This window comes from Amycolatopsis sp. TNS106, from assembly GCF_019330265.1.
GTDB lineage: Bacteria > Actinomycetota > Actinomycetes > Mycobacteriales > Pseudonocardiaceae > Amycolatopsis > Amycolatopsis lurida.
In genome coordinates this window covers 5,209,266-5,227,888 of record NZ_CP024972.1, presented here as the reverse complement: position 1 = coordinate 5,227,888, position 18,623 = coordinate 5,209,266, and the positions used below count along the sequence as shown (strand labels likewise).

The following is an 18,623-nucleotide window of genomic DNA, read 5'->3' as shown; positions in this document are numbered from 1 at the left end:
ATGTGTTTCAGGACTTCGTGAACGGTTTCTGGTTGGTGAGACGTTGGTAGCGTACTGAGCGGTTGAGTGTGAGCTGGTGGGTGACCGTGTCGCCGATCATGATGGTGATGCGGTCGCCTTGCCAGAACACGGTCGCGGTGTGGCCTGCCCAGCGTCGGCCGAGGACGATGGAGCAGCCGGAGAACGCGATGACGCCGGTGGCGGATATCGGCCGCTGGGTGGTGCCGCTGGGGGCTTGCCGGTTGGTGGATGGCGCGGTTTTGGGGCTGGCGTCGTAGCGTTGCTGCGGGGTCTGGCCGTCGAGGCTCTGGTGCCGTCGCTGGGTGTTGTAGGTGTGCCGGTATTGGTCGAGAAGGTGTTGCAGGGCAACGAGGTTCTCGGCTGGGGGTCGTGCGGCGAGCCACTTTTGCAGGGTTTGGTGGACGCGTTCGTTCTTCCCGCAGGTCTGCGGGTGATAGACCGAGGAGGCGATCGTGGTGACACCCTCTCCGGCGAGGTGGCGTTCCAGCTCGACCATGAGGCCACGGTGCTTGCCGGAGAAAGCCAAGCCGTTGTCGGAGAGCACTTTCACCGGTACTCCGTAGCCGGCGAAGGCCTGCTGCAACGCCGCCCAGGTGTCAGCACTGTTCTCGCTGGCCGCGGCGTAGGTGCCGACGTCGAGGCGGGAATGGTCGTCGAGGATCTGGATGATGCAGACCTTCTGCCCATCGGCCAGGTAGTACTCCATGCCATCGATCTGCCAGCACCCGTTGGGGTCGGCGTATTCGAACCGGCGCCTCGTGCGGGGCCTCTTTCGCGGCTCCGGGGTGATCTGGCCGCGATCACGCAGGATCCGGTAGATCGCCGACCGTGACGGCAACGGCTCGAACCCGGCGTCTTCCAGCCGCCAGTGGATCGAGATCGGCCCGTTGTCCCAGCCCTCGTCCTCGAGCTCTTTGCGGGCCCGCAGCACCGCCTCGGCCACTTCCGGCCCGAACGCGGTCGGATGGTGACGCGGAGCGGTGCTGCGGCGGATGAACCCATCCACGCCCTCGGCTTTGAACCGGGTCACATACTTGTGGAACACGCCCCGGGAGATGCCGCGGTCACGGCAGAACCCCGAAATGTTGATCTTCTCGCCCGCGGCGACCCGCGCAACCGCGGCGACGAACTCAGGATCCATCGAAAACCCTGTACTGCCCATCGCCGGATGATCACCACAAACACCCTGGTCATCACGCCGACAGGCCGGTCAGTGTTCACGATGTCCTGAAACATCAACTGTTCACGATGTCCTGAACTCAGACATGTCGTTAGAACGATCCATAACACTCACGACCCCGCGAAAGACGCGCGAATCGTCCGAATCGGGCACTTCAGTCTCGATTCGAGTCCCTTGCGGACAGTCAAGGTGCCGGTCCCTGCCCTCAAAGTAGGGAAGGAGGCCTTCACGGACCAAGTGTGGTCAGGAAACGTCGGACGACTTCGCCGACCAGGTGTTGCACTCGAACATCCGGTTCTTCTGCGCGCCGTGCTGCCACCACGAGACGGCGTGCGCGTCGGAGCCGTGGTCGCGTGGGCCGCCGTTGTGGTCGCCGCGGTCCTGGGTCTGCCAGGCGTCGCGGTACATCGCCTGGTCGACCGAGCCGCCGCGGCCCACCGTCGAACCCAGGAACGTCCCGGACAGGCACTGCGCCGAAAGCTCGTTGCGCCTCGACATCTCCAGCCCTGCCGCCGAGTCGGTGCCCGCTTCGTAGCGTGCGGTCCAATAGGCCTCCGAAATACCGGAAAGCGCTTGGATGTGGTGCGCGTACTCATGGGCGAAGACGGCCAGATAGACCCCCGGCCGGCTGCCGTACTGGGAAACCTGGAGGCCTTCGTACGGCATGTAAAGCGTCTCGTTCTGGGAGCAGTAGAACGCCGCGACCGACCCGTTGCTGGCGTCGCCGCAGGGGCTCGACCAGTTCTTGCCGGACGGATACTTCACCGTCGGGACCCGGAACGGCAGTTTCGTGTAGTTCATGACCTGCTGCCAGACACTGTCCAGGCAGGGCCGCGCGCTGTCGAAGAAGGCCGCCGCCGCGTCCGGGTTGTTCGCCCAGCGCGAGAGATTGCACGGCTGGTTCGGCAGGCCGACTTGGGAATCCAGCCACAGCGGGTTGTCCGCCAGCTTGAGGTGCGGCCGCGGCCCGGATGGCGCGCGGCTGGCCGACGTCTCGCGGGTCGAGCCCGCCGACGTCTCGAGGGAGGCGGTCGAATCGCTCGAACCGGTGCTCGTGGTCGACGTGTCGGTGGACGTGGTGGTCGTCGTGTAGTCCGAAGAGGACGTCGTCGGGTAGCTCGAATATCCGACATCGGCGACCTGCCTCGAGCCGCCGTTGGCGAGGGTGACCACCATGAGCAGCCCGCCCATCAACGCCATCAAGGCCACGATCGCGACCGCCGCGATGACCCCGCCGTTCGACTTCTTGGCTTGGTATCCCCCGTAAGGCGTGAACGCGGGCTGCGCGAAACGCGGACCGTACGGAAGCTGCGGCGGGCCGACGGCCCCGGGTCGGAACGGGACCGGCGCGCCGATCCGCGGCGGCGGCAGCGGAGCCGCGCCCGGCGGGGGAAGCGGCATGCCGCCGCTCGGCGGACCCGGCCGGAACGGCGGCGGCATCGGCGTCGGCCGGGAAACCGGCGGCCGAGGAGGACCGGGCGGGACGGGACCCGGCCGGTTCGGCGGCGGCATCGGCGGGCCACCGCGCGGCGGCAGCGGACGCGCTCCCGGCGGTGGCAGCGGACGGCCACCAGGCGGCGGCAGCGGACGGCCGCCCTGCGGTGGACGTGGTGGCGGAGTCGGCCGGCGCCGCGGATCAGGCGGGCCGGGCGGCTGCTGGTTCATCGAGTGGATCCCCCATGCGTTCGGCAACGCCGTTCGCCCAGGTGGCGGATTCGGCGTTTCGGCGGTCAGCATAGATCGGCTGCCCTAGAGTGTGTGGCTGTGTTGACGAAATGGGGGACGGCGGTCGTGGCCGTCGCGGCGAGCTCGGCCTTGATGGCCCCGCCGTCGGATACGAACGTTCCGGAGGCGCCCGCGGCCGGCCCTTCGCTGACCAACGCGCCGCAGCTGCCGAAGCCGCCGCCGATCGGCGCCCGCGGCCAGCTCGGGCTGCTCCAGCCGCCGAGCGGTCCGGCCGCGAACGTCGCGGTGAAGGTGGAACGCGACGGTTCGCTGTCGATCACCGAGCAGGTGACCGTCCCGGGTGGACAGCACCTCGTACGCCGGATTCCCTTGCGGGTTCCCGCCGGTGAGGAGCAGGACCGCGTGTACGTCGTCCGTGACGTCTCGGTCGAGGGCGCGGGCAGAGCGGAGCCGAACGGCGAGCAGCTGGTCGCCACCTTCGACGGCGGCGCGGCCACCCTCAAGTACAAAGTGGACGGGGCGGTCGCGGACGTCAACGGCGCCCAGCAGGTCCGCTGGCAGGTCGCGAGCGGCTGGGACGGCGAGCTGTCCCGGGTGTCCGCTTCGTTCAGCGCGCCGACGCGCGAAACGCCCACAGTGGACTGTTTCGCCGGGCCGCTCGGTTCGGACAGGCAGTGTTCGCTCGCGGAGACCGACCACAGCGGCGTCGTCCGCGTCGAGCAGGACAAACTCCCGGCGGGTGAACGGGTCGACATCGCCGTCCAGCTCCCGGCGGGCACGGTGCCCGCGAACGCGCGGTTCGAGCAGATCGCCACGGTCGGCGGGGCGTTCGCCCTCACCACCCTCGCCGGTATCGGGTTCGGGGCGCTGGCGCTGTTCCTGGTCCTCGGCGCGCTCGCCGTCTGGCTGCTGCGCCGCCGCGACAAGGGCGCGCTCGCTGCGGGCACCGGTCCGGTCGACGTCCTCATGCGAGAAGGCGGCCGGGTTTCGTTCGCTTCGCCCGACGGTGTCCTGCCGGGACAGGTCGGCACGGTCGTCGACGAGACGGTCGACGTCGTGGACGTCAGCGGCACGGTGGTCGACCTCGCGGTCCGCAACTACCTGTGGATCGCCGAGGTCCGCGGCGCGGGCACGGTCGACTGGCAGATCGCGCGCCGCAACACGCCGGACGAGCACCTCGCCGCCTTCGAACGCGAGATCTACACCGCGATCCTGCCCGAGGGCACCGATTCCGTGCTGCTGTCGGAACTTCGCGGCCGCGGCACCGTCGATCTCCGTGTCGCGGGCGAGGCGATGTACGCCGACGTGGTGCGCCGGGGCTGGTTCTCGCGCCGCCCGGACAAGGGCAAGAGCAAACTCACCTGGGCGGGTATCGGCCTGATCGCCCTCGGTCTCGTGGGCACCGCCGTCCTGACGTTCACCGTCGGGCACGCGCTGCTCGGCGTCGCGGCCGTGCTCGCCGGGGTCGCCGCGTTGCTGGGTGCTTCGTGGGTGCCGCCGCGGACCTCGCGCGGCAGGCGTCTGGTCGGCCAGGTGCGCGGCCTGCTCGAGTACCTGCACACCGTCAAGGTCGCCGACATTCCTTTGGGAGACCGGGAAATGGTGTTCTCGCGCTCGCTGCCGTACGCCATCGTGCTCGGTGACGTCGAGCGCTGGCTCCGGACGTTCGAAGGGCTCGACCCGTCGGCGGACGGTTCGGCCGGGTTGTACTGGTTCGGCGGCCTCGAAGGCGATCGGGACCTGCGCCGGTTCGCCGCGCATCTGCCGTCGTTCCTGTCCGCTTTGGACGGTCTGCTCGCCGAATCCGGGCACCTGCGCTCGCTCCGCCCGGAACCGGTCCCCGCCTGACGTGAAGATCTGCTTGCTGGTCGGTCTCCTGCTGGTGCTGGGCGCGGCACCGGCGGGAGCGCAGGGCGAACCGCAGCTGCCCTCGTTGCCGAACAGCGCGGAGATCTCGCTCAAGGTGGAACGCGACGGCGCCCTCTCGGTGGTCGAGGCGGTGTCCGTGCCGGCCGAGGCGACGATGACCCGCCGGATCCCGCTCCGTACGGCGGCCCCGCACGACCGCGACCGGATCATCGGCATCCGCGACGTCGTCATCGAGGGCGCGGGCAACGCCGAGCTGACCGACGACGAGTTCACCGTCAAGCTCAAGGGCGGAACCTCGGTCGTCCGGTACACAGTGGACGGTGCGGTCGCCGAAGCCGACGGCCTGACCCGGGTGAGCTGGCAGCTCGCGGGCGGCTGGGACTCCCGGCTCGAACTGGTGCGGGCGAGCTTCGCCGCGCCGTCCGTCCCGAACGCGGTCACCTGTCACGCCGGCCCTGAGGGCGCTCGCGCACGCTGCGGCACCGCCCAGATCGCGCATTCCGGGCTGACCAGGTTCAGCCAGCAGAATCTCGCGGCCGGGCAGCGGATGGAGATCTCCGTCGAGCTGCCCGGCGGAACCGTCCCGGCGAACGCGCGCCTGGAGCCGTCGAAGACCTTCGCCGGAGCGTTCGTGCTCACCGCTCCGGTCGGCTGGGCCTGGTTCGGTTTCGCACTCGCGCTGGTCGCGGCCGCGGTGGCGTTGATCCTCCTGCGGAGGCGGGACGAGCACCCTGGCGACGCGCTCCCGGTCCGGTTGCTCACCGGGAAGGACGACCAGGCCGCGTTCGCGTCACCCGACGGAGTGCTGCCCGGGCAGGTCGGAACCGTGCTCACGGGGCGCGCCGACGCCGTCGACCTGGCCGCGACGGTCGTCGACCTCGCCGTCCGGAACTACCTCTGGGTGAGCGAGGAGCCCGGCGAGCTGACCGGCTGGCGGCTCGTCCGCCGCAACCCGCCGGACGACCAGCTGACCGCTTACGAACGCGCGGTCTTCGAGGCGCTGCTGCCCGGCGAACGCGAGTCCGTGCTGCTAACGGAGATCCAGTCGGCGCGGATCGGGATCGAAACGGTGCGGGACGTGCTGGCCGACAGCGTGGTCGAACGCCGCTGGTACTCGCGGCTGCCCGGCAGGCTGACCCGCGTCGGCCTGCGGATCTGCTTCTACGGGCTGTTCCTCACCGTCCTGCTGGCCCTGACCGTCGGCTACGCCCAGCTCGGGGTGATCGTCATCGCCGCGGGCGCGGTACTCGCCGTCGCCGCCCGATGGCTGCCGGTGCGCACCGGCGCCGGCGTCGCGCTGCACCGACGGCTGCTCGGCGTCCGCGACGCGCTGCTGGCGACCGAGGCGACGGCCGTCCCGAAGCTCGAACGCGAGGTGCTTCTTTCCCGGGCGCTGCCGTACGCGCTCGCTCTCGGCGAACAAGAACAGTGGCTCTCCGGATTCGCCGCGCTCAAGGGGCCGCCCAAGATCTACTGGTACGGCAAGGAAGAGGGCGAGGAAGTGCCGATCGAGTGGGTGAGCGACTTCACGGCCGCGCTAGTGGGAACCTTCGCCGCGACCCGCCAGGGTCGTCGCCTGGAGGCCTGACTAGCCCGTAGGGTGGTGCGCATGGCCGATCCCGAGCTTGTCCGATTCACCCTCGACAACGGTCTGCGCGTGGTGCTCGCGCCCGACGCGACCGCTCCGGTGGTGGGTGTCAGCGTCCACTACGACGTGGGCTTCCGTTCCGAGCCCGAAGGGCGCACCGGTTTCGCGCACCTCTTCGAGCATTTGATGTTCCAGGGGAGCGAGAGCCTGGAGAAGCTCGCGCACTTCCGGTACGTCCAGTCGAGTGGTGGCAGCTTCAACGGCTCCACCCATCCGGACTACACGGACTACTTCGAGGTCCTCCCCGCCGCGGCACTCGAGCGCGCCCTGTTCCTCGAAGCGGACAGGATGCGGGCGCCGAAGCTGACGCAGGAGAACCTGGCCAACCAGATCGACGTGGTCAAGGAGGAGATCCGCCTCAACGTGCTGAACCGGCCGTACGGCGGGTTCCCGTGGATCCTGCTCCCGCCGGTGCTGTACTCCACGTTCCCCAACGCGCACAACGGTTACGGCGGTTTCGAGGATCTCGAACAGGCCACCCTGGACGACTGCGCGGCCTTCTTCGACACCTACTACTCGCCCGCGAACGCGGTGCTGACCGTCGCCGGTGACTTCACCGTCGAGGAGGCCCGCGAGCTGATCGAGAAGCACTTCGGCGACGTGCCGCACCGGCCCGCCCCGGAGCGTCCGTCGTTCGCCGAGCCCGCCCCCGAGGGCGAGCTGCGCGGCGAGCACGTGGACCCGCACGCCCCGCTGCCCGCGGTCGGTGTCGGCTACCGCATGCCGGATCCGATCAACGACCTCGACGGCTACCTGGCGAACCTCGTGCTCGCCGGCGTGCTGACCGACGGCGACGGCTCCCGCCTGCAGCAGCGCCTGGTGCACCGTGAGCCGCTGGTCGTCGACATCGGCGCGGGCGCCGGGCTGTTCGGCCCGTTCGAGGCCCGCGACCCGGACACGTTCACCATCACCGCGATCCACCCGCACGAGGTCAGCACCGACCAGGTCCTCGCCGCGCTGGACGAGGAACTGGAGAAGCTGGCGGCCACGCCGCCGGAAGACCAGGAGATCAAGAAGGTCACCGCGCGCTGGGCCGCGAGCCTGCACTCCGAGCACGACAAGCTGGTGTCCCGCACGCTGGCCCTCGGCTCGTTCGAGCTGCTGTACGGCGACGCTTCGCTGGTGTACCGGCTCGCCGAGAAGATCTCGGCGATCACCGGGGAGGCCGTTTCGGCGGCGGCGAAGGCGCTGCGGCCGGATTCGCGCGCCGTGCTCGTCGTCCGCCCGGGTAGTGGATCTTCAGACCAGGAAGGTACCGAGCAGTGAGCGCACCGCACCGCACCGCCGAGGAGATCGGCCGCACGGCCACCGGGCCGCGTCCGGTCCCTTCGCTGGGGACACAGCGCGCCGCCGCCGATCTGTCCCATGTGGACACCACGCTGAGCAACGGGCTGCGCGTGCTCGCCGTCCGCAAGCCCACCGTGCCGCTGGTCGAGCTGCGCGTCTGGATCCCGTTCGCCGGTGACGACAAGCTGCACCCGGCCACCGCCGAGGTACTGGCCGAAACCCTGCTGACCGGCACCGCCCGCCGCGACCGCATCGAGATCGACGCGGATCTGGCGCTGATCGGCGGTGACCTCGCGTCCGGCGTCGACCCGGAGCGCCTGATCATCACCGGTACCTCGCTGGCCGACGGTCTGCCGACGATGCTCGACGTCCTCGCCGACTCGCTCACCGGCGCGTCGTACGCGGACGCCGAGGTCGAGCGGGAACGCGAGCGGCTCATCGAGCGGATCGCCGTCTCCCGCACGCAGCCGAGGACGATCGCCCGTGAGGCGCTGCAGAAGCACCGCTACGGCGACCACCCGGCGGTGCGCGAGGTCCCGCAGGCCGAAGACGTGGCGGTCGTGACGCCGGAACAGGTTCGCGCGCTGCACCGCGCTTCGGTGCTGCCGCGGGGATCCGTGCTGGTGATCGTCGGCGACATCGACCCGGAGACCGTCATCGGCGACCTGGAGAAGGCGCTCGGGGGCTGGGCTTCGGAGCGCTCCGCCGTCCGCCTGCCCGCGCTGCCCGAACTCACCGGTGGCAACGTCCTGCTGGTGCCGCGCGCCGGTGCCGTGCAGTCGCAGATCCGGCTGTCCGCGCAGAGCGTGTCGCGCACGGACCCGCGGTACCCGGCGCTGCAGCTGGCGAACCTCGTGTACGGCGGGTACTTCTCGTCGCGGCTGGTCGAGAACATCCGTGAGGACAAGGGCTACACCTACAGCGCGCACTCCGGATTCGAGTTCACCGACCAGACCGCCGTGGTGAACGTCGACGCGGACACCGCGACCGACGCGACCGCCGCCGCCCTCATGGAGACGCGGTACGAGCTGGCCAGGCTCGGTCTCGTGCCGCCGACCGCCGACGAGGTCGAGTCGGTGCGGCAGTACGCGATCGGTTCGCTGGTCACGGCGGCGTCGTCGCAAGGGGGCCTGGCCGCGCAGCTGTCCGCGCTCGCCGCGACCGGGCTGGGCGTCGAATGGCTCGCCGGGCATCCGGAGCGCCTCGCCGGGGTCACCGCCGAAGAAGTGGCGAACGCGGCGCTGGAGTTCTTCGCGCCCAAGCGGTTCACCGGGGTCGTCGTCGGCGACGCCGACGTCCTCGCGGCGAAGCTGACGGCGCTGGGTGACGTGACCGTCGGGGAGCCCTCCTGATGGAGACGCCGTTCGGGTTGGGGGCGCTCCCGACGCTTTCGCGCTCCACCGCGGACCGTCAGGAATCCTTGCGCACCAACCCGGACAGGCTGGCCGAGCGCTGGCCGAACGCCCGGATCGTGCTGCTCGACGAGCACGCGCGCACCCCGGTGGTGGAGGGTTCCGGCACCCTCGCGACCCGCAAATCGCAGGACTTCGGCACCGAGCCGCCGGTCGACGCGGTCTTCCTGGGGGAGTGGCAGGGCACCGACTACTGGTCGATGCCCGGCCGCCCCACGGGGGAGACCGAGACCGTCGAAATGGCGGGCAGCTGGGGCGTCGTCGAACAGATCGAGCGCCGCGACGGCGAGATCTGGGTCGACCTGCGCGGCTACGGCGATCTGCTCGACGACACGTCGGCCGGGCTGTTCACCACCGCGCAGGCGTTGCAGGCGTGGCGGCGGCAGGCGAAGTTCTGCACGCGCTGCGGCAGCCCGACCGAGCTGATCCAGCTGGGCTGGGCCAGCAAGTGCAGCGGCTGCGGCCGCGAGGAGTACCCGCGCACCGACCCGGCGGTGATCTGCCTCGTGCACGACGACGCGGGCGTCAACGGTGAGCACGTCTTGCTGGCGCGGCAGCCGATCTGGCCGCCGGACCGGTACTCGATCCTCGCCGGTTTCGTCGAGGCCGGGGAATCGCTCGAAGGGTGCGTCGAACGCGAGATCCGCGAAGAGGTCGGCGTCGAGGTGCGCGATGTGCGCTATCTCGGCAGCCAGCCGTGGCCGTTCCCGCGCTCGATCATGCTCGGTTTCACCGCGCGGGCCGACATCACCGCGACGATCGTGCCCGCGGAGGGCGAGATCGAAGAGGCGTTCTGGGTTTCGCGCGAAGAGGTGCGGGCCGCTTTCGCGAACAGTCAGCTGCGGAACGCGGGCGCCGTGCCGACGCCGATCGCCGGTGGCACCCGGCAGCTGGTGCTGCCGGGCAACTCATCGATCGCGCGCGTGATGCTGGCGGCCTGGGCCGGCGTCTGATCCGAAGCGGGTGCGAGGTCCGTGAAGGCCTCCTTGAGGGACTCTGGGCCCCTCAAGGAGGCCTTCACGGACTTCGATCATGTTGGTGATTCGCCCCCAACGCGGTGACGTGTCCGCTAATCTCCTGCTGTCCGTTTCGAGATCATCAAGTTAGGACACTGGGGAATATGAAGAACACCTTGCGGCGGGTCGCCGTCGCCGGAGCCGCTGTCGCGGCCCTCGTTTCGTTCAGCGCCGTGACCGCGGGAGCGGCGCAGGCCTCGGATTACGAGTACTTCGGTTCGTACACCGAAGAAGACTGCGGAATCACCGGCCACCATGGCCAGATCGCCGGAGACTGGGACGGGTGGATGTGCTATCCCTCCTCGCTTCCCTGGGTGTGGGATCTGTACGTGCAGCCCAACTTCTGATCCACCACCGCGTCGCTGAAGGGCCGTTCGGGAGGCGTCGAACCTCCTGAGCGGCCCTTCGTCGTCTGGCACGAACCACTCGCCGGGGCAGGTCTGCCATGCGAGCACCCTCCGCGCCGGTGTCGGTCGGCGCTCAGTGTCCCAAGGTGGCATTGGGGCATCGGATGCAAGCTCGACGCCACCCCGGATAGGCCTTCATGTACTTGAGCCGGTCGTCACGCGATCGCGATCGCCTTGTTGACGGCGGTGACGGTCTCGGCGGGATCGTCGACCGTGAGCACGAGCCGGTTGTAGTCCTCGGCCTCGTCGAGGGTGATGACGACCGTGCGGTCGAATCCGGAGACGTTCCAGAACTGCCGGTCGCCGTCGGCGTGAAAGGTACCGCTGAGCTTCCCGGGGATCCGGAGACCCGGCCCGCGCCACCCTTTCGGCTCGTCGCGCATTCCCGGATCGTGTGTCGCGCCGCGTACGTGGGCGAGCGGGAATTCGAGCCGCCGGGTGAGTGACCAGACCTTGTCGATGCCCACCGGTTCGACCACCAGGCGGTCTCCGGTGATGGTGACGCGGTTGTTGCTCATGTCGTTCCTCCGTTGTCGATGTCCGGCAATCCGGCGCGGGCCAGCAACCGGCGTCCCAGCTGGTCCGGGGTGGCCCCGGCGTCCTGGATGACGGTCCGGACCCGGGCGCGCAGCCGTTCGTCTTCGGGCGCGAGTTCGAGCAGGGCGATCAGCAGGACGTCGAGCCGCCCGGCGTCGTCCCCATCGCCGGCGGTGTGTTCCAGCACCCGGGCGAACAAGCCGTGCTTGCTGCCGAACGCGCCGTACAGGCTTCCTCGGTGGACACCCGTCGCCTCGACGAGGTGATCGACCGAGGTCGCGTGGTATCCCCGCTGCCGGAAGACCGCCGCCGCGGCTTCGATCGCTGTCGTCTCGTCGAACTGGCGTGGTCGGGCCATGAGTTTGAGAATAGTCATTCAAGAATGACCAGTCAAGAACACCGACGGCGGCGCGTCTGCCTGGATGGCGACACGGCCGACGAGTGAGTCGTCCATCCAGTCACGCGTGTCGTCCGATTGGCCGCACGAAACGCGCAGGTGGTCGCGAGCGGCGACCCGCGGCGACCACCCTCCGCGCCGGTACGCATACCCGCTGTGCGGGACACGGCAAGCGTTACCTCCCCGTTTCCCGGCGCCGTTGACGGCTGTGGCTCGGCTCACTACAGTCCCCGGAAACCGTCTGTAAAGTTTCCTAACGAAGTCGGGAGCGAGCCCCAGTGCGAGCCGGTAGTCCGCGAATGCTGCGCGAGATCAACGATCGCGCGGCCATAGAGGTCCTCCTCAGGGACGGCCCTCTGACGCGTTCCGAGCTCGAAGTCGCCATCGGCCTGTCGAAGCCCGCGACGGCGCAGCTGCTCACCCGGCTCGAGCAGGACGGCATCGTCGCCAAGGCCGGCGTCCGCGGTGGGGGCCGGGGCCCAAGGGCGCAGCTCTGGCAGGTCGACGGTGGCGTCGCGTACGTCGCGGCCGTGGACCTGACGCCGCAGCAGGCCGACTTCGTGGTCGCCGACGTCGCGGGCACGGTGCTCGCCGAGTACCAGGTCCCGCTGCCGGTCCACGAGGGCGCGGACGTCGTCGGCACCTTCGGCGCGGCGCTCACCAGCGTCGCGAACAGTGCCGGCCTCGCCGCCACCGATCTCCGCCACGTCGTCATCGGTGCGCAGGGCGCCTTCGATCCCCGCACCGGTTTGCTCTCGTCGGCGCCCCACATCCCCGGCTGGCTCGGGTTCGACGTGCCGGGCAGGCTCAGCCGGGAGCTCGGCGTCGAGGTCACCATCGAGAACGACGTCAACCTCGTCGCGATCGTGGAGATGACGGTCGGCCAGGCCGTCGGCCTCGACGACTTCGTGATGATCTGGCTCAGTGACGGCGTCGGTGGCGCGGTGGTGGTCGGCCGCAGGCTGCTGCGCGGCGCGACCGGCGGTGGCGGCGAGATCGACTGGATGCGTGTTCCCGATCCGGTTTCCGTTGCCACACCGAGGGAGAAGCCCCGTGCGGGAGATCGTTTCGGTGATCTCGTCGCTTCTCCGGCCGTCGTCGAGCTTGCCGCCGCGCACGGCATCGAGGCGGAGACCGGCGCCGACGCCGTCGCCAAGGCGCGAGAAAACCGCGACGAAGCCTTCCTCGACGACCTCGCCCGCCGTGTCGCGGGCGGAGCGGCCGGCCTGATCGCGGTCGTCGACCCCGAACTCGTGCTCCTTTCCGGCGACACCAGCCGGGCCGGTGGCGACGAATTCGCCGCACTGGTCGCGGAAAGGCTGCACGAACTGGTCCTGCCCCGCACCCCCGTCGGGGTCGCTTCGGTGCAGGGCAACGCGGTCCGCGCGGGCGCGCTCCAATCGGCGCTCGCCACCGTCCGACGGGACGTCTTCGGCGTCAACACCCCTTCGCTCCTCGGGCCGAGACGGTCCGGGGCGGGAGAGCCAAATCCGATCGTGGCGATCCCGGATTCACGAACAGAACCACCGTCTCCCGCCCCAACCAACTAGGAGGAGGGTCATGAGTTCCACGACCCAGGTTCGGAGAAGTGGCCGCCGTTGGCGCGGCTCGATAGTGCTCGGCGCGGTCACCGTCGCCGCACTGGTGTCCGCTTGTTCGGGCGCCGCAAGCGGCCCGAACGGTGGGGCGGGCGACGCGGCGGCCGCCCCCGCCGCGGACGCGAAGCTCACGCTGACCGTCTACAGCAAGTTCACCGACCGCGAGTACAACGTGGTCACCGCCGGGCTCAACAAGCTCAAGGCGAAGTTCCCGAACATCGAGATCAAGCACGAAGGCCAGCAGGACGACGACAAGATCACCCAGTCCATCCGCGGTGGCAACCCGCCGGACGTGGCGATCTCGTTCTTCACCGACAACCTCGGCGCGTGGTGCTCGACGGGCAGCTTTCAGGACCTCAAGCCCTACATCGACCGCGACAAGATCGACCTGACGCAGATTCCCGACGCGGTCCGCAGCTACACCGAGTTCCAGGGCAAGCGCTGTGCCATGCCGCTGCTCGCCGACGTCTACGGCTTCTACTACAACAAGGACATGTTCGCGGCGAAGGGCGTCACGTCGCCGCCGAAGACGACCTCGGAACTGTTCGAGGCCACCAAGAAGCTGACGGAGTTCAACCCGGACGGCTCCATCAAGGTCGCCGGTTTCCTGCCGTCGATGCCGTTCTACGCCAACATGGCGCAGTACTGGGCCCCGAACTTCGGCGCCACCTACATCGGCCCCGACGGCCAGTCGCACCTCGCCGACAGCCCCGAGTGGAAGGCGATGTTCGACTTCCAGAAGCAGCTGGTGGACTTCTACGGCGGCCACGCCAAGGTCGAGCAGTTCAAGGCCGGTCTCGGCGAGGAGTACTCGGCGGACCACGGTTTCCAGCGCGGCAAGCTCGCGATGATGATCGACGGCGAGTACCGCACCGCGTTCATCAAGGACCAGGCGCCGGAGCTCAAGTTCGGCACCGCGGCCCCGCCGGTGCTCGACAGCAAGCCCGACCGCTACGGCGGCGCGTTCACCACGGGCACGATCATCGCGATCCCCAAGGGCGCCAAGAACCCCGGCGCGGCTTGGGAACTGATCAAGCAGGTCACCCTCGACACGGCGACGCTGGTCGAGCTGTCGAACGGCCTGAAGAACGTCCCGAGCACCAAGGCCGCGCTGACCGACCCGAAGCTCGAGGTCACGCCGGAGTTCAAGACGTTCCTCGACCTGTACAACGGCGGCAAGCTGACGCCGAACCCGTCGACCCCGATCGGCGACGCGCACCTCAAGGCGGTCAACGACTTCGCCGAGAAGTGGCAGGCGGGCAACGTCCCGGACATGGTCGCGGGTCTGAAGCAGGTCGACGCTCAGATCAACGACGAGCTGGCCCAGAAACGCGCCGGCGGCTGATCGCATGACTTCGACCCTGGAATCCAGGGCGGTCGCCTCCCCTTCCGCGTCCACCCGGACGCGGAAGGGGAACGCGGCGCGCCGCCGTCGCACCGTCTTCTACTTCATCGCCCCGGCGATGCTGGGTTTCCTGATCTTCTTCGGCTACCCGCTGATCGCCACCGTGTACTACTCGTTCACCCGGTATGACCTGATCAACGCGCCGGAGTTCATCGGGTTCGACAACTACGTCCGGATGTTCACCACCGAGCCGCTGGTCGGCACCGCCGCGTACAACACGTTGTGGCTGGTGATCGTCCTGACCGTCTGCCGGGTGGTGTTCGCGCTCGGCGTTGCCTCGGTCATCTCCCGGCTGAAGTCGGGCGTCGGCCTGGTCCGGACGCTGTGCTACCTGCCCTCGCTGGCGCCGCCGGCGGCGGCGACCCTGGCCTTCGTGTTCCTGTTCAACCCGGAATACGGCCCGGTCAACGCGTTCCTGGACTTCGTCGGCATCGACGGCGGACTGTGGTTCAACGACCCGGCGATGTCGAAACCGGCACTGACCCTGCTGGTGATGTGGGGTTCGGGCGAGCTGATGATCATCATCCTGGCGGCGCTGCTCGACGTGCCGCAGGAGCAGTACGAAGCCGCTCAGCTCGACGGCGCCGGGCCGGTCCGCCGGTTCTGGCATGTCACGCTGCCGTCGATCTCGCCGGTGCTGCTGTTCGGCATCGTCAACTCGATCATCTTCGCGTTGCAGTTCTTCACGCAGGCGATCGTCGCGGGATCGGCCGCGGCAGGCGCGGCCGACGTCGCGGGCAACACGAAGTTCATCGGCGCACCACAGAACTCGACGCTGACCTATCCGGTTTGGCTGTACGTCCAGGGGTTCCGGTATTTCAACATGGGTTACGCGGCGGCGATGGCGGTCCTGCTGTTCGTCGTCTCGGCCGGGTTCACCTGGATTCTCGTGCGGCAGCTTCGTAAGTCCCAGCATCAGGAGGAGGGGGCATGATCATATTCTCGCGCCGGCCTGTTCATGGCCCCGACCGGGTGCGGGTGTCCCGCGCGAGCGGAGTGGGCGGATGACCACTCTGGCCGAACCCCGGCACGCCGCCCCGGCGTCCGAACCGCCGAAGGTGCGGATGCGGCGCAAGTGGGACAAGAAGCTTTACTGGATCGCGACGCACAGTGTGGGCATCGCGATGGGCGTGATCTTCATGCTGCCCATCCTGTTCGTGTTCCTCACCGCGGTGATGTCCAGCGATCAGGCGCTTTCGTCGAACTTCTGGCCGACGGAATGGCATTTCGAGAACTTCATCGAGGTGTTCGAAAAGGCGCCGCTGCTGCGGTACTTCGGCAACAGCATGCTGTATTCGACGCTGGCCACGGTCGGGGCGCTCGTCTCGGCGATCCCGGCGGCGTACGCGCTTTCGAAGCTGAAGTTCCGCGGGCAGAACCTGTTCTTCATGCTGACCGTCGCCGCGATGATGCTGCCCCCGCAGGTCACCGTCGTGCCGTTGTACGACCTGTGGGTGCGGCTCGGGTTCACCGGGACGCTGATCCCGTTGATCGCGCCGTACTTCTTCTTCGACGCGTTCTCGATCTTCCTGCTGCGACAGTTCTTCCTCACCATTCCGAAGGACTACCTCGAAGCGGCGAAGATCGACGGCTGCACCGAGTTCAAGGCGATGGTCAAGGTGCTGATCCCGATGGCGAAGCCGGGGATCGCGGCCACCGCGATGTTCTGCTTCCTGTTCACCTGGAACGACTATTTCGGTCCGCTGCTCTACACGGGCGAGACCAGGGACAGCTGGCCGCTTTCGCTGGCGATCGCGTCGTTCCGCGGTATGCACCACGTGGAATGGAACCTCACCATGGCGGCCACCGCGCTGATCATGCTGCCGGTGATCGTCCTGTTCGTGTTCGCGCAGAAGTCCTTCGTCAAGGGCATCACATTCACAGGGGTCAAGGGATGAAACTGGCAGTCGTCGGTGGTGGGTCCACGTACACGCCCGAGCTGATCGACGGGATCGCCGGACGGCGGTCCACTTTGGACGTCGACGAGATCGTGCTGATCGATCCGGACGCGTACCGGGTGGAGGCGGTCGGGGATTTCAGCAATCGGTTGCTGAGCCACGCCGGGCATCCGGCGCGGGTCCGCACCACGTCGAGTCTCGAAGAGGGCGTCGACGGGGCGTCCGCGGTGCTGATCCAGTTGCGGGTCGGCGGGCAGCGCGCGCGGCGCGGGGACGAGACGTTCCCGCACGCCTGCGGTTGTGTCGGGCAGGAGACCACGGGCGCGGGCGGCCTCGCCAAGGCGCTGCGCACCGTTCCGGTGGTGCTCGACATCGCCGACCGGGTAAGGAAGGTCGCCGGTGACGACACCTGGATCGTGAACTTCACGAACCCGGTCGGCATCGTCACCCGCGCGCTGCTGAACGAGGGCCACCGCGCCGTCGGGCTGTGCAACGTCGCGATCCACCTCCAGCGCACGTTCGCGCATCTGCTCGGTGCCGGGGTCGACGAGGTCAAACTCGTGCACACCGGACTGAATCACCTGAGCTGGGAACGGAAGGTGCTCGTCAACGGCGAGGACCGCCTGCCGGAACTGCTGGCGGAGCACGCGGAATTCCTCGGCGAGCACGTCACCGCGCCGGTCGAATGGATGCGGCGGATGAACGTCGTGCCGTCGTACTACCTGAAGTACTACTACGGGCACGACGAGCAGGTCACGAAGCAGCGCACCGAGCGGCCGCGCGCGGACGTCGTCAGCGACGTCGAGGAAGAACTGCTCAAGGTGTACCTCGACCCGGAGGTGGTGACCAAACCGGAGCAGCTGGAAAAGCGGGGCGGTGCCTACTATTCCGAGGCCGCGGTGCAGCTCGTGCACGCGCTCACCTCGGGTGGCCCGGCGGAGGAGCACGTCGTCAACGTCCGGAACGAAGGCACCTTCGACTTCCTGCCGGACGACGCCGTCATCGAGGTTCCGTCCCTTGTGGACGGTAACGGGCCGCGTCCGATCGCGCAGCCGCCGGTGGAGCAGCGGTTCGCCGGGCTCATCGCCGGGGTGACCGCGTACGAGCACCTCGCGCTGGAGGCGGCCATCAAGGGCGGCCGCGATCGGGTGGCCGACGCGTTGCTCGCGCATCCGCTGGTCGGCCAGTACACCAAGGCCGATCAGCTCGCCGACACGCTGGTGCAGGTCAACCGTGAGTTCCTGCCGTGGGCGGGGGCATGACGGCGGGCTCACAGGACGTCGTCGTCGCGATCGACGGCGGCAACAGCAAGACCGACGTCCTGATCGTCTCCAGGGAAGGCCGGGTACTCGGACAATCGCGAGGGCCGGGCGCGTCCCCGCAGAACATCGGGGTCGACGGCAGCGTCCAGGCGTTGGAGAAGCTGGTCCTGGAAGCCCTTCGCGGGGCAGGGCTTCCCGACGAACGTCCTTTCGCGACACATACGTCGGCTTACCTCGCGGGGCTGGATTTCCCGCGGGAGGAAGCGGTCCTGCACGCCGCGCTGGCCGCGCGCGGCTGGAGCGACACGCTGATCGTCGGCAACGACACGCTCGCGCTGCTGCGGGCGGGCAGCTCCGACGGGACCGGGGTGGCGGTGGTGTGCGGCGCCGGGATCAACGGCGCCGGCGTCAGCGCCGACGGCCGTGAGCACCGGTTTCCCGCGCTGGGCAAGATCTCCGGCGACTGGGGCGGCGGCTACCGGCTGGGCGAGGAAGCACTGTGGTGGGCCGTGCGTGCCGAGGACGGGCGGGGGCCGGGCACGGCTTTGCAAGCCGCCGTCACCGCGCACTTCAAGGCGTCTTCGGTGCTGGAAGTGGTGCAGCGCCTGCACTTCGAGGAGTTGCACTCCGACGCGATCCACGGCCTGTGCCCGCTGCTGTTCGCCGTCGCGGCGGGCGGCGACGAGGTGGCGCAGGACGTGGTCGACCGGTTCGTCGAAGAGGTCGCCTTGCTGGTCTCGGTGATCCTGCGGCGGCTGGAACTCACCGAGGAGGCGCCGGAGGTCATCCTCGGCGGGGGAGTGCTGACCGGGGTCGGCGAGCGGGTGATCGCGGAAATCGAGCGGCGGTGCCTGAAAGTGGCGCCGCAGGCTTCGATCCAGGTGGTCGACGTGGCCCCGGTGGTCGGCGCGGCGTTGTTCGCGCTGGACACCATCGGTGCTTCCGGCACCGCCAAGGCCGCGCTGAAGGCCGCCACCAAACGGGTCTGAATGTCCGTGAA

At 69.0% G+C, this 18,623-nt stretch carries 16 protein-coding genes; 12 read left to right on the top strand and 4 right to left on the bottom strand.

All coding sequences use genetic code 11. From position 1 onward, the window contains the following. Positions 1–7 precede the first annotated feature (7 nt). Both CVV72_RS23360 and CVV72_RS23355 read right to left on the bottom strand, forming a co-directional pair. A complete protein-coding gene (locus CVV72_RS23360) occupies positions 8–1,162 on the bottom strand; it encodes an IS481 family transposase (RefSeq protein ID WP_219145817.1) in 1,155 nt (384 codons plus the stop codon). A 282-nt stretch (positions 1,163–1,444) separates the two neighbouring features. Next, positions 1,445–2,713 (bottom strand): neutral zinc metallopeptidase, encoded by a 1,269-nt coding sequence (locus CVV72_RS23355; protein ID WP_219154073.1) that lies wholly within the window; start codon positions 2,711–2,713, stop codon positions 1,445–1,447. A gap of 252 nt (positions 2,714–2,965) precedes the next feature. On the opposite strand from CVV72_RS23355, the gene CVV72_RS23350 reads away from it, so the two are divergent. The 6 genes from CVV72_RS23350 to CVV72_RS23325 all read left to right on the top strand — a co-directional run bounded on the left by CVV72_RS23350 (position 2,966) and on the right by CVV72_RS23325 (position 10,466). After that, positions 2,966–4,735 carry a DUF2207 domain-containing protein gene (locus tag CVV72_RS23350; protein ID WP_219154072.1) on the top strand — a complete coding sequence of 590 codons (1,770 nt, stop codon included), beginning with the start codon at positions 2,966–2,968 and terminating at the stop codon, positions 4,733–4,735. A 1-nt stretch (position 4,736) separates the two neighbouring features. Beyond that, positions 4,737–6,344, top strand: a complete 1,608-nt coding sequence (locus tag CVV72_RS23345) for a DUF2207 domain-containing protein (protein ID WP_219145816.1) — start codon at positions 4,737–4,739, stop codon at positions 6,342–6,344. A 21-nt stretch (positions 6,345–6,365) separates the two neighbouring features. Next, entirely contained in the window at positions 6,366–7,670 is a 1,305-nt protein-coding gene (locus CVV72_RS23340; protein ID WP_219145815.1) for a pitrilysin family protein, read from the top strand. Continuing rightward, positions 7,667–9,043, top strand: a complete 1,377-nt coding sequence (locus CVV72_RS23335; protein WP_219145814.1) for a pitrilysin family protein — start codon at positions 7,667–7,669, stop codon at positions 9,041–9,043. The genes CVV72_RS23340 and CVV72_RS23335 overlap by 4 nt, the downstream gene beginning before the upstream one ends. Next, positions 9,043–10,056, top strand: a complete 1,014-nt coding sequence (nudC, locus tag CVV72_RS23330; protein WP_219145813.1) for an NAD(+) diphosphatase — start codon at positions 9,043–9,045, stop codon at positions 10,054–10,056. The genes CVV72_RS23335 and nudC overlap by 1 nt, the downstream gene beginning before the upstream one ends. 167 nt (positions 10,057–10,223) lie before the next feature. Continuing rightward, positions 10,224–10,466, top strand: a complete 243-nt coding sequence (locus CVV72_RS23325; RefSeq protein ID WP_219145812.1) for a hypothetical protein — start codon at positions 10,224–10,226, stop codon at positions 10,464–10,466. Between the two features lie 215 nt (positions 10,467–10,681). Here CVV72_RS23325 and CVV72_RS23320 read toward each other — a convergent pair whose 3' ends face one another. After that, the gene (locus tag CVV72_RS23320; RefSeq protein WP_219145811.1) at positions 10,682–11,044 is read right to left on the bottom strand and encodes a hypothetical protein; all 363 of its coding nucleotides are present in this window, start codon (positions 11,042–11,044) and stop codon (positions 10,682–10,684) included. Continuing rightward, complete coding sequence (locus tag CVV72_RS23315; protein WP_219145810.1) at positions 11,041–11,421, bottom strand: TetR/AcrR family transcriptional regulator; 381 nt, start codon at positions 11,419–11,421, stop codon at positions 11,041–11,043. Before CVV72_RS23315 ends, CVV72_RS23320 begins: the two co-directional genes overlap by 4 nt. Before the next feature lie 338 nt (positions 11,422–11,759). On the opposite strand from CVV72_RS23315, the gene CVV72_RS23310 reads away from it, so the two are divergent. The 6 genes from CVV72_RS23310 (at position 11,760) to CVV72_RS23285 (ending at position 18,612) form a co-directional block, all read left to right on the top strand. After that, positions 11,760–13,010: an ROK family transcriptional regulator gene (locus CVV72_RS23310; RefSeq protein WP_219154071.1), complete on the top strand. Its 1,251-nt coding sequence runs from the start codon at positions 11,760–11,762 to the stop codon at positions 13,008–13,010. A 10-nt stretch (positions 13,011–13,020) separates the two neighbouring features. Next, entirely contained in the window at positions 13,021–14,403 is a 1,383-nt protein-coding gene (locus CVV72_RS23305) for an extracellular solute-binding protein (protein ID WP_255632231.1), read from the top strand. 4 nt (positions 14,404–14,407) lie between these two features. Continuing rightward, the gene (locus tag CVV72_RS23300) at positions 14,408–15,397 is read left to right on the top strand and encodes a carbohydrate ABC transporter permease (RefSeq protein ID WP_034313174.1); all 990 of its coding nucleotides are present in this window, start codon (positions 14,408–14,410) and stop codon (positions 15,395–15,397) included. A 70-nt stretch (positions 15,398–15,467) separates the two neighbouring features. Further along, positions 15,468–16,361 carry a carbohydrate ABC transporter permease gene (locus CVV72_RS23295; protein WP_125680324.1) on the top strand — a complete coding sequence of 298 codons (894 nt, stop codon included), beginning with the start codon at positions 15,468–15,470 and terminating at the stop codon, positions 16,359–16,361. Beyond that, entirely contained in the window at positions 16,358–17,623 is a 1,266-nt protein-coding gene (locus CVV72_RS23290) for a 6-phospho-beta-glucosidase (protein ID WP_219145809.1), read from the top strand. Before CVV72_RS23295 ends, CVV72_RS23290 begins: the two co-directional genes overlap by 4 nt. Next, positions 17,608–18,612 carry an N-acetylglucosamine kinase gene (locus CVV72_RS23285; RefSeq protein ID WP_219145808.1) on the top strand — a complete coding sequence of 335 codons (1,005 nt, stop codon included), beginning with the start codon at positions 17,608–17,610 and terminating at the stop codon, positions 18,610–18,612. The genes CVV72_RS23290 and CVV72_RS23285 overlap by 16 nt, the downstream gene beginning before the upstream one ends. The last annotated feature ends 11 nt before the right edge of the window (positions 18,613–18,623 follow it).

What these genes read in the sequence shown, in the direction of transcription:
- CVV72_RS23360 (WP_219145817.1), bottom strand. Translation starts at nt 1,162, where the DNA reads ATGGATCCTGAGTTCGTCGCCGCGGTTGCGCGGGTCGCCGCGGGCGAG.
- CVV72_RS23355 (WP_219154073.1), bottom strand. Translation starts at nt 2,713, where the DNA reads ATGCCGCCGCCGAACCGGCCGGGTCCCGTCCCGCCCGGTCCTCCTCGG.
- CVV72_RS23340 (WP_219145815.1), top strand. Translation starts at nt 6,366, where the DNA reads ATGGCCGATCCCGAGCTTGTCCGATTCACCCTCGACAACGGTCTGCGC.
- nudC (WP_219145813.1), top strand. Translation starts at nt 9,043, where the DNA reads ATGGAGACGCCGTTCGGGTTGGGGGCGCTCCCGACGCTTTCGCGCTCC.
- CVV72_RS23325 (WP_219145812.1), top strand. Translation starts at nt 10,224, where the DNA reads ATGAAGAACACCTTGCGGCGGGTCGCCGTCGCCGGAGCCGCTGTCGCG.
- CVV72_RS23320 (WP_219145811.1), bottom strand. Translation starts at nt 11,044, where the DNA reads ATGAGCAACAACCGCGTCACCATCACCGGAGACCGCCTGGTGGTCGAA.
- CVV72_RS23315 (WP_219145810.1), bottom strand. Translation starts at nt 11,421, where the DNA reads ATGGCCCGACCACGCCAGTTCGACGAGACGACAGCGATCGAAGCCGCG.
- CVV72_RS23310 (WP_219154071.1), top strand. Translation starts at nt 11,760, where the DNA reads ATGCTGCGCGAGATCAACGATCGCGCGGCCATAGAGGTCCTCCTCAGG.
- CVV72_RS23305 (WP_255632231.1), top strand. Translation starts at nt 13,021, where the DNA reads ATGAGTTCCACGACCCAGGTTCGGAGAAGTGGCCGCCGTTGGCGCGGC.
- CVV72_RS23300 (WP_034313174.1), top strand. Translation starts at nt 14,408, where the DNA reads ATGACTTCGACCCTGGAATCCAGGGCGGTCGCCTCCCCTTCCGCGTCC.
- CVV72_RS23295 (WP_125680324.1), top strand. Translation starts at nt 15,468, where the DNA reads ATGACCACTCTGGCCGAACCCCGGCACGCCGCCCCGGCGTCCGAACCG.
- CVV72_RS23290 (WP_219145809.1), top strand. Translation starts at nt 16,358, where the DNA reads ATGAAACTGGCAGTCGTCGGTGGTGGGTCCACGTACACGCCCGAGCTG.